6 protein-coding genes are annotated in these 9,667 nt (G+C 67.0%); 5 read left to right on the forward strand and 1 reads right to left on the reverse strand.

Going from position 1 to position 9,667, the window contains the following annotated elements:
- Positions 1-14: 14 nt before the first annotated feature.
- The gene (gene purL, locus BLV60_RS19400; protein WP_093056905.1) at positions 15-3,983 is read right to left on the reverse strand and encodes a phosphoribosylformylglycinamidine synthase; all 3,969 of its coding nucleotides are present in this window, start codon (positions 3,981-3,983) and stop codon (positions 15-17) included.
- Positions 3,984-4,138: 155 nt separating this feature from the next.
- Here purL and map point away from each other — a divergent pair, with 155 nt between their 5' ends.
- From map to bcsR, 5 genes are all read left to right on the forward strand, one after another.
- Complete coding sequence (map, locus tag BLV60_RS19405; protein WP_093056906.1) at positions 4,139-4,963, forward strand: type I methionyl aminopeptidase; 825 nt, start codon at positions 4,139-4,141, stop codon at positions 4,961-4,963.
- A 22-nt stretch (positions 4,964-4,985) separates the two neighbouring features.
- Positions 4,986-7,592 carry a [protein-PII] uridylyltransferase gene (locus BLV60_RS19410; protein WP_093056907.1) on the forward strand — a complete coding sequence of 869 codons (2,607 nt, stop codon included), beginning with the start codon at positions 4,986-4,988 and terminating at the stop codon, positions 7,590-7,592.
- Positions 7,593-7,621: 29 nt separating this feature from the next.
- Positions 7,622-8,677 (forward strand): sensor domain-containing diguanylate cyclase, encoded by a 1,056-nt coding sequence (locus BLV60_RS19415; protein ID WP_093056908.1) that lies wholly within the window; start codon positions 7,622-7,624, stop codon positions 8,675-8,677.
- A gap of 145 nt (positions 8,678-8,822) precedes the next feature.
- Positions 8,823-9,293 (forward strand): cellulose biosynthesis protein BcsD, encoded by a 471-nt coding sequence (gene bcsD / locus BLV60_RS19420; RefSeq protein ID WP_093056909.1) that lies wholly within the window; start codon positions 8,823-8,825, stop codon positions 9,291-9,293.
- A complete protein-coding gene (gene bcsR, locus BLV60_RS19425) occupies positions 9,290-9,667 on the forward strand; it encodes a BcsR/BcsP family cellulose biosynthesis protein (RefSeq protein WP_093056910.1) in 378 nt (125 codons plus the stop codon). Before bcsD ends, bcsR begins: the two co-directional genes overlap by 4 nt.

A 9,667-nucleotide genomic window follows, 5' to 3' on the forward strand; every position in this document is an offset into this window, starting at 1 on the left:
CGGGTTTGTGTCGATCAGCCTACCCAGCGGCGCGCGTTGCGCCAGATCTGCATCCACGGGCTCAGCTCGCTCCTGTCGCCCGAGGTCCAGCTCATCTGGATGTTGCGGAACACGCGTTCCGGGTGCGGCATCACCGCGGTGAAGCGGCCATCAGGCGTCGTCACCGAAGTCAGGCCGTTGGCGCTGCCGTTGGGGTTGAACGGGTACTGCTCGGTGGGCTGGCCGTGGTTGTCCACGAAGCGCATCGCGCCGATGGCCTTGGCGGCGTCGCCACGGTGCTTGAAGTTGGCATAGCCCTCGCCGTGTGCCACCGCGATCGGCAGGCGGCTGCCGGCCATGCCCGCGAAGAAGATGCTCGGCGATTCGAGCACTTCGACCATCGACAGGCGCGCCTCGAAACGCTCGCTTTGGTTGGTGGTGAAGCGCGGCCAGGCCTCGGCGCCGGGAATGATGTCGGCCAGCTCGGCGAACATCTGGCAGCCGTTGCACACGCCCAGGCCGAAGGTGTCGGTGCGGCCGAAGAAGGTCTTGAACTGCTCGGCCAGCTTCGGGTTGAAGGTGATGCTGCGCGCCCAGCCGATGCCAGCGCCCAGTGTGTCGCCGTAGCTGAAGCCGCCGCAGGCGACCACGCCCTTGAAGTTGGCGAGGTCCGCCCTGCCCGTCTGCAGGTCGGTCATGTGGACGTCGAAGGCTTCGAAGCCGGCTTCGGTGAAGGCGTAGGCCATCTCGACGTGCGAGTTGACGCCCTGCTCGCGCAGGATGGCGACCTTGGGGCGCGACTGCAGGATGGCCGGCGCGGCAGGCTGCGCATTCGGCAGGAACACATGCATACCCGGATCGCTCGGCACGCCGGCTGCGGCGTGCTCGGCATCGGCACAGGCTGGGTTGTCGCGCTCGCGGGCGATCTTCCAGCTGACCGAGTCCCACACCTGCTGCAGGTCGTGCAGGCTCGCGCTGAACACCGACTTGGCATCGCGCCAGACTTCGACCTTGCCCTTGCCCGCATCCATGGCGGAGCTGGCGGGGCGCGTCTTGCCGATGAAGTGGCTGTGCGTGCTGAGGCCGTGAGCGCGCAGCACTTGCATGACGTCGTTGCGCTCGGCGGTGCGCACCTGCAGCACCATGCCCAGCTCTTCGTTGAACAGCGCCTTGAGCGTGAGTTCTTCGCGCCGCGCGCTGACCTGCTGTGCCCAGTTCTTGGCGTCGCCGGTTTCCATCCGGCTGTCGGAAATGCCGTCGCCTTCGGTGACCAGCATGTCGACGTTCAGCGCCACGCCAACGTGGCCCGCAAAGGCCATTTCGCAGGCTGTGGCGAACAGGCCGCCGTCGCTGCGGTCGTGCATCGCGAGGATCTTGCCGTCGGCGCGCAGCGCGTTCACGGCATTGACCAGCGCCACGAGCTGCGCCGGGTCGTCGAGGTCAGGCACGGTGTCACCGCTCTGGCCCAGCGTCTGCGCGAGGATGCTGCCGGCCATGCGGTGCTTGCCCTGGCCCAGGTCGATCAGCACCAGCGTGGTGTCGGCTTCTTCGGCGTCGAGCTGCGGCGTGAGCGTGCCGCGCACGTCGGCCAGCGAAGCGAAGGCGGTGACGATCAGGCTCACGGGCGAGGTGACCTTCTTGGCCTCCGCGCCGTCCTTCCATTGCGTGCGCATCGATAGCGAATCCTTGCCGACCGGAATCGACACGCCGAGCGCCGGGCACAGCTCCAGGCCAACGGCCTTGACGGTCTCGTACAGCGCGGCGTCTTCGCCGGGCTCGCCACAGGCGGCCATCCAGTTGGCCGACAGCTTGACGCGCGAGAGTTCGATAGGCGCGGCCAGCAGGTTGGTGATGGCCTCGGCCACCGCCATGCGGCCCGAGGCCGGCGCGTCGAGCGCGGCCAGCGGCGTGCGCTCGCCCATGCTCATGGCTTCCCCGGCAAAGCCCTTGTAGTCGGCCAGCGTCACGGCGCAGTCGGCCACGGGCACCTGCCACGGGCCGACCATCTGGTCGCGGTGGCTCAGGCCGCCAACGGTGCGGTCGCCGATGGTGATGAGAAAGCGCTTCGAAGCCACGGTCGGATTCGCGAGCACGTCGATGGCGGCCTTCTGCAGGTCGACGCCCGTGAGGTCGAGCGGCTTGAAGCTGCGGGCCACTGTCTTGACGTCGCGGTGCATCTTCGGCGGCTTGCCGAGCAGCACGTCCATGGGCATGTCGACCGGCTGCACCTGTGCGCCCTCGTCGGCCACCAGCAGCTGGCGTTCTTCGGTTGCCACGCCGACCACCGAGAACGGGCAGCGCTCGCGCTCGCAGAAGGCCTTGAACTGGTCGAGCGATTCCGGCGCGATGGCCAGCACGTAGCGCTCCTGGCTTTCGTTGCACCAGATTTCCTTCGGCGCCATGCCCGACTCTTCAAGCGGCACGGCGCGCAGGTCGAAGCGCGCGCCACGGCCGGCGTCGTTGGTCAGCTCGGGGAAGGCGTTGCTCAGGCCGCCGGCGCCCACGTCGTGGATCGCCAGGATCGGGTTGGCCGCGCCCTGCTGCCAGCAGTGATTGATGACCTCTTGCGCACGGCGCTCGATTTCGGGATTGCCACGCTGCACCGAGTCGAAGTCGAGCTCGGCCGCATTGGCGCCGGTTGCCATCGAGCTGGCGGCACTGCCGCCCATGCCGATGCGCATGCCGGGGCCGCCGAGCTGGATCAGCAGCGAGCCGGCCGGGAAGCGGATCTTCTTGGTCTGCGTGGCGTCGATTTGCCCCAAGCCGCCCGCGATCATGATGGGCTTGTGATAGCCGCGCTGCACGGTGTCGAGGTCGCTCGCCACGGTCTGCTCGTATTCGCGGAAGTAGCCCAGCAGGTTGGGACGGCCGAACTCGTTGTTGAACGCGGCGCCGCCCAGCGGGCCCTCGGTCATGATCTGCAGCGGGCTGGCGATGTGCTCGGGCTTGCCGTAGTGGCCCTCTTCAGGCCAGAGCTTGGACACGGTGAAGCCGGTCAGGCCGGCCTTGGGCTTGGAGCCACGGCCGGTGGCGCCTTCGTCGCGAATCTCGCCGCCTGCGCCGGTCGAAGCGCCCGGGAACGGCGAAATGGCGGTCGGGTGGTTGTGGGTCTCGACCTTCATCAGCACATGGCTCAGGGCGCTATCTTTTTGATAGCTCTGCGAACCGGTGGCGGGAATGAAGCGCTCGATGGTCGCGCCTTCCATGACCGAGGCGTTGTCCGCATAGGCGATCACCGTGTGCTGCGGGTTCTGCTTCTCGGTGTGGCGGATCATCGAGAACAGGCTTTGCGGCTGCGCCTTGCCGTCGATGGTGAAGTCGGCGTTGAAGATCTTGTGGCGGCAGTGCTCGCTGTTGGCCTGCGCGAACATCATCAGTTCGACGTCGCTGGGGTTGCGGCCCAGGCGGGTGAAGGCATCGACCAGGTAGTCGATCTCGTCCTCGGCCAGCGCCAGGCCGAAACCGGTGTTGGCTGCCACCAGCGCCGTACGGCCGCCGGCCAGCACGTCGACCTGTGCCATCGGTTGGGCAGGCAGCTCGCTGAACAGGCTTGCGGCCTGATCGACGGTGGCCAGCACCGATTCGGTCATGCGGTCGTGCAGCGGGCCGGCCACGGCGGCCAGCGTGTCGCCTTCGATCACGGGGGCCTTGCCGATCAGCGGGGCCTTGAGCTTCAGGTGGTACTGGGTAACGCGCTCGACCCGGCGCAAGGCCAAGCCGCAGTTATGGGCAATGTCGGTGGCCTTGGAGGCCCAGGGCGACACCGTGCCCAGGCGGGGCGTGACCACCACCGAGGTGCCCGCCTTGGCCGGTGCCTCGAAGGGTTCGCCGTAGGTCAGCAACGCCGCAAAGCGCTCGCGGCCGGCTGAATCCAGCGGCGCATCGGTGACCACGAGGTGCACGAAACGGGCTGAAATGCCCTCGATGCGCGGCTCGATGGCCTGGAGCTTCGGCAGCAACTGGCGTGCGCGGAAGTCGCTGAGCGCGCTGCCGCCCTCGAACATGGTTACGACGGGAAGGGCTTGAGGTGCGGGCTGCGTCACGGTCGATGGGGCCTCGGGGGCCGCGTTGGAAATCAAGGAATCGAGGCAGATGGCCGCTGACTGGGGCCATCCGCGTTAGCCGGGAATTTTAGCTTGCCGAATGGGATAATTCGGGGATGAGCATTAACTACAAAGACGCTGCGGGCATCGAAGCCATGCGGGTCGCCTGCCGCCTGGCTTCCGAGGTGCTGGATTACCTCACGCCCCTCATCAAGCCCGGCATCACGACCAACGATGTCGACCGGCTCGCCGCCGAGTACATGGTCAAGCAGGGCACCACTTCGGCCACGGTGGGATACATGGGCGCGAGCAGCGTCCCGTACCCGAAGTCGCTGTGCACCTCGGTGAACCACGTGGTGTGCCACGGCATTCCCAATGACAAGCCCCTGAAGAAGGGCGACATCATGAACGTCGACGTGACCGTCATCAAGGACGGCTGGTTCGGCGACAACAGCCGCATGTACGTGATCGGCGACGCCTCCATCGCAGCCAAGCGCCTGTGCAGCATCACCTTCGAAGCCATGTGGCACGGCATACTGCAGGTGCGCCCCGGCGCGCACCTGGGCGACGTGGGCCACGCGATCCAGAAGTTCGCCGAAGGCCAGGGCTTCTCGGTGGTGCGCGAGTTCTGCGGCCACGGCGTGGGCCAGCGCTTTCACGAAGAACCCCAGGTGCTGCACTACGGCCGCCCGGGCACCATGGAAGAACTCAAGCCCGGCATGATCTTCACCATCGAGCCGATGATCAACGCCGGCAAGCGCGACGTGAAGGAAGACTTCAAGGGCGGCCAGTACGACGGCTGGACCATCGTCACGCGCGACCATTCGCTGTCGGCCCAGTGGGAGCACACGGTGCTCGTCACCGAGACCGGCTACGAAGTGCTGACGCTCTCCGCAGGCAGCCCGCCGCTGCCCTCCTTCGTCACCTCGACCAAGACCTGACGCGGCAACGCGTCTCCCCGCCGTGATCGAAGCAGCCAACATCGACGTGGCGACGCTGCGCGAAGCCTATCGCGCGAAAAAGCTCGCCCTGTTCGACACCCTGCGCTTCGCGCGCGCCCCTACCCGCAGCGTGCACACGGTGCTGCGCCAGCTCTCGGCACTGGCCGACGAAACGCTCTGCACGCTGTGGCGCGACGCCGGCTTCGGTGACTCGTTCTCCCTGGCCGCCGTGGGCGGCTTCGGACGCGGCGAGCTGTTTCCGTATTCCGACGTCGACGTGCTGCTGCTGCTGCCGCCCGAAGACCACGAAAACGCCATCGACCCCGCCCGCATCGAGGCTTTCATCGGCCATTGCTGGGACGCGGGCCTGGAAATCGGCTCCAGCGTGCGCACGGTCGATGAGTGCCTGGCCGAGGCCGAGAAAGACGTCACCGTCCAGACCTCGCTGCTCGAAGCGCGGCTGATCGCAGGCGACAAGAAGCTCTTCACGGCCTTTCGCCGCCGCTTCACCCGCGCGATCGACCCGCAAGCCTTCTTCGTGGCCAAGTCGCAGGAAATGCGGCACCGACACCAGAAGTACGACAACACGCCCTACGCGCTGGAGCCCAACTGCAAAGAGTCACCGGGCGGCCTGCGCGATCTGCAGACCATCCTCTGGATGACCAAGGCGGCCGGCTACGGCAGCCGCTGGGACGACCTCGCCAAGAACGGCCTGGCCACCTCCTTCGAGGCGCAGCAGATCAAGCGCAACGAAGCGCTGCTCTCGCTCATCCGCGCGCGGCTTCACGTGATTGCCAACCGCCGCGAAGACCGCCTGGTGTTCGACCTACAGACCGCCGTGGCAGCCAGCTTCGGCTACGAAAGCGAATCGCAGCGCAAGTCGAGCGAGGCGCTGATGCGGCGCTACTACTGGGCCGCCAAGGCGGTCTCGCAGCTCAACCAGATCCTGCTGCTCAACATTTCCGAGCGTCTGCAGCCGAGCGACGAGCAGCACACGCCCGTCAACGAGCGCTTCTACGAGCGCGCCGGCCTGATCGAGATTGCGAGCGACGACCTCTACGAGCGCGAGCCGCACGCGGTGCTCGAAACCTTCCTGCTGTACCAGAAGACCATTGGCGTGAAGGGTCTGTCGGCGCGCACGCTGCGCGCGCTCTACAACGCGCGCCACGTCATGGACAGCAAGTTCCGCAACGACCCGGTCAACCACGAGACCTTCATGCGGATCCTGCTGCAGCCCTACGGCATCACGCATGCCTTCAGGCTGATGAACCAGACCTCGGTGCTGGGGCGCTACCTGCGGGTGTTCCGCAGCATCGTGGGGCAGATGCAGCACGACCTGTTCCACGTGTACACGGTGGACCAGCACATCCTGATGGTGCTGCGCAACGTGCGGCGCTTCTTCATTGCCGAGCATGCGCACGAGTACCCGTTCTGCTCGCAGCTGGCAGCCGGCTGGGACAAGCCCTGGATCCTGTACGTGGCCGCCCTCTTCCATGACATTGCCAAGGGCCGCGGCGGCGACCATTCCATGCTGGGCGCACGCGACGTGCAGCGCTTCTGCAAGCAGCACGGCGTTGCCCGCGAAGACGCGAAGCTCATCGAATTCCTGGTGGCCGAGCACCTGGTGATGAGCCAGGTCGCCCAGAAGCAGGACCTGAGCGACCCCGAAGTCATCGGCGCATTCGCCAAGCGCGTGGGCAACGAGCGCTACCTGACCGCGCTCTACCTGCTGACCATCGCCGACATCCGCGGCACCTCGCCGCGCGTGTGGAATGCCTGGAAGGGCAAGCTGCTCGAAGATCTGTACCGCTACACCCTGCGCGCGCTGGGCGGCCGCATGCCCGACCCGGACGCCGAAGTCGAGTCGCGCAAGCGCGAGGCGCTGGTGCAGCTGGCCCTGCACGCCCAGCGCTTCGAAGCGCACAAGGCCCTGTGGGACACGCTCGACGTCGGCTACTTCATGCGCCACGACGCCACCGAGATCGCCTGGCACGCCAAGCAGCTCTCGCGCTTCGTACCGCCGCCCAACGTGCCGATCGACCCGAAGGCACCGCCCATCGTGCGCGCGCACCTGTCGCCGGTGGGCGAAGGCCTGCAGGTGGTCGTCTACACGCCCGACCAGCCCGACCTTTTCGCGCGCATCTGCGGCTACTTCGACCAGTCGTCCTTCAGCATCCTCGACGCCAAGGTGCACACCACGAGCAACGGCTACGCGCTCGACACCTTCCAGGTGGTGACCACCTTCCTGCCGGACCACTACCGCGACCTGATCAGCATGGTCGAGTCGGGCCTGGCGCAAACGCTCACCGAAGCCGGCGCCCTGCCCCCGCCCAGCATGGGCCGGGTGTCCCGCCGGGTGCGCAGTTTTCCGATCAAGCCGCGCATCAGCCTGCTGCCCGACGACAAGGCGCAGCGCTGGCTGCTCAACATCTCGGCCAGCGACCGCGCCGGCCTGCTGTATTCGGTGGCCCGGGTGCTGGCGCGCCATCACCTGAATCTGCAGCTCGCCAAGGTGACGACGCTGGGCGAACGGGTGGAAGACACCTTCCTGATCAGCGGCCCCGAATTGCAGGGCCAGAAGACCCAGCTGGCCATCGAGACCGAACTCATGGAAGCCCTGGCCTCCTGAAAACAACCTATCCCCTCAGAATGTCGGCCATGGAATCCCTGATCGAACAGCTATCCGACTGCGTCTCCTCCGCCAAGACGCTGGAAGACCTCGCCCGCCCGATGCTTGAAATGCTCGAGGCGGCCACGGGGCTGGAGTCGGCCTACCTCGTGAGCGTCGACCCGGACAAGGGCCGCCAGCACATCCTCTTCGCCCACAACACCGGCGAGCTGCTGACCATTCCCGAGGGAGCCTTCGTGCCCTGGGCCAACACGCTCTGCCGGCACGCCCTCGAAGAAGACCGCACCTACACCGACGACGCCGGCGGCTGCTGGGGCGACGCCGATGCCGCCCACGAGCTCGGCATTCAGACCTGCGTGAGTGCCCCGGTAAAAACCGACAGCGGCGAGCTCTTCGGCGCCCTGTGCGCCGCCAGCGCACAGCAAATGCCCTTGCCGCCACAAGCGGAGCCAGTGCTGCGGCTGTTTGCGCGGCTGATCGGGCAGCAGGTAGAGCGCGAACTGCTGGTCGAGAAGCTCAGGAAGGCCAATGCCGAACTCGCCACGCACGCCGCCATCGACGCCCTCACCGGCCTGCCCAACCGCCGCGTGCTCGTGGACGCGCTGCAGCGCATGCTGGCGCAGGGTGCGCGCAGCGGCCAGAGCGTGCTGGTCGGTTTCGTCGACCTGGACGACTTCAAGAAGATCAACGACGCGCACGGCCACGCTATCGGCGACGAATTCCTCGCGGCCATGGCAAAGCAGCTCGCGAACTCGGTGCGCGCAAGCGACATGCTGGCGCGCTTCGGCTCCGACGAGTTCGTGGTGATCGGCCTGGGGCCCGCGCTGGGCGAATCGCCACGCACCGGGGCGCGGGCGCTGGCCGACCGCCTGGCAGAAAACACCATCGGCGAGCTGCGGCTGAAGCGCATGACGATCGACTACGCAGGCGCCAGCGTCGGCGTGGTGGCGGTCGACCCGCGCACCACCTCTGCCGAGGAAGCCCTGCGGCAGGCAGATGCCGCCATGTACGCCGTCAAGCACAGCCGCCGCGCCGCCCTCAGCCAGGGCGTCGCAGTCAACGACACCGAAGTGCCATCCGCCTGAGTGGCGCCGGAAATGCAGCTTCCGTTAACAAAATCGAGCATCTCACGGTAATCCGTCCCCGAATTCAGACAGCTCGCATCCCGGGAGAAGCCAACAAGTTCACATTTGTTGTCAATAGTTAATCGATGCCAGAGAATGCGTCGACATGGACATAGGCGCGACGTACTACGAGAGGAAATCATGCAGTGCGCAATGGCTGGAATTCAACCGGGGCATGGCCGCCGAGTTGAGTGCCGGATTGCCGCCTGAGGATTTGCGGCAGCTCTTCTACCGCATCGGCCAGCGTCTCGCGCAAGCCCTGCCGGTTCCGCCATGCCAGACGCTCAGCGACCTGCAGGACCAGTTCAATGCGCGCTGGGACGGCATCGACTGGGGCTTCACGGTCCTGAGCGAAGACGCTGACGGCGTCGCCATCACGCACGCCTGCAGCCCGATCGCCATGGCCTTCGGCCCCGAAACCTCGGACTGGAGCGTCGGCTTCTTCGAGGGCGCGTACCAGGCCTGGTTCGATTCGCAGCGCATGCCCCCGTCGCTGCGCGTCCGGGCGCTGCAGCCAGCCACCGCACAGGCCGCAGGGCCCCGTGTCGATCTGCGGTTGTCGAAGGCGGTTGCATGAGCGCCGACGACTCCACACCCGAAGACATCGCAGGCCTGTTCCGGAAGTTCGGCGGCGATGCGAACGGCTACAAGGAATTCGCACCGCCCGAGGACGAGACCGAAGCGCCCCGCGTGTGGCCGCTGCTGTCGGGCCAGAGGATCGTGCACCCGCCGGCAGCCGCTGCGCCGGCTCCCCGCAGCGAACCTGTGCTGTACACCCCACCTCCCGCATTGGCGCCCGTCGCGCCCCCCGTCGCTCCACTGGTGACGCCGGCCGTCGACGACACTAGCGCTGCGCTCACGCCGCTCGAGCAGCTGTTTGCGCGTCTGGCCGGGCCACAACCGCCCGCTGCTGCGTCAGGGCCCATGTCGCGCTGGCGAAGGCCGACGTGA

It is taken from the genome of Variovorax sp. YR634, assembly GCF_900106655.1.
Taxonomy (GTDB): domain Bacteria; phylum Pseudomonadota; class Gammaproteobacteria; order Burkholderiales; family Burkholderiaceae_C; genus Variovorax.

Excerpts from the sequence above, each read along its gene's own strand:
- purL (WP_093056905.1), bottom strand. The coding sequence starts at position 3,983 with ATGTTCGAGGGCGGCAGCGCGCTCAGCGACTTCCGCGCACGCCAGTTG.
- map (WP_093056906.1), top strand. The coding sequence starts at position 4,139 with ATGAGCATTAACTACAAAGACGCTGCGGGCATCGAAGCCATGCGGGTC.
- BLV60_RS19415 (WP_093056908.1), top strand. The coding sequence starts at position 7,622 with ATGGAATCCCTGATCGAACAGCTATCCGACTGCGTCTCCTCCGCCAAG.
- bcsD (WP_093056909.1), top strand. The coding sequence starts at position 8,823 with ATGGACATAGGCGCGACGTACTACGAGAGGAAATCATGCAGTGCGCAA.
- bcsR (WP_093056910.1), top strand. The coding sequence starts at position 9,290 with ATGAGCGCCGACGACTCCACACCCGAAGACATCGCAGGCCTGTTCCGG.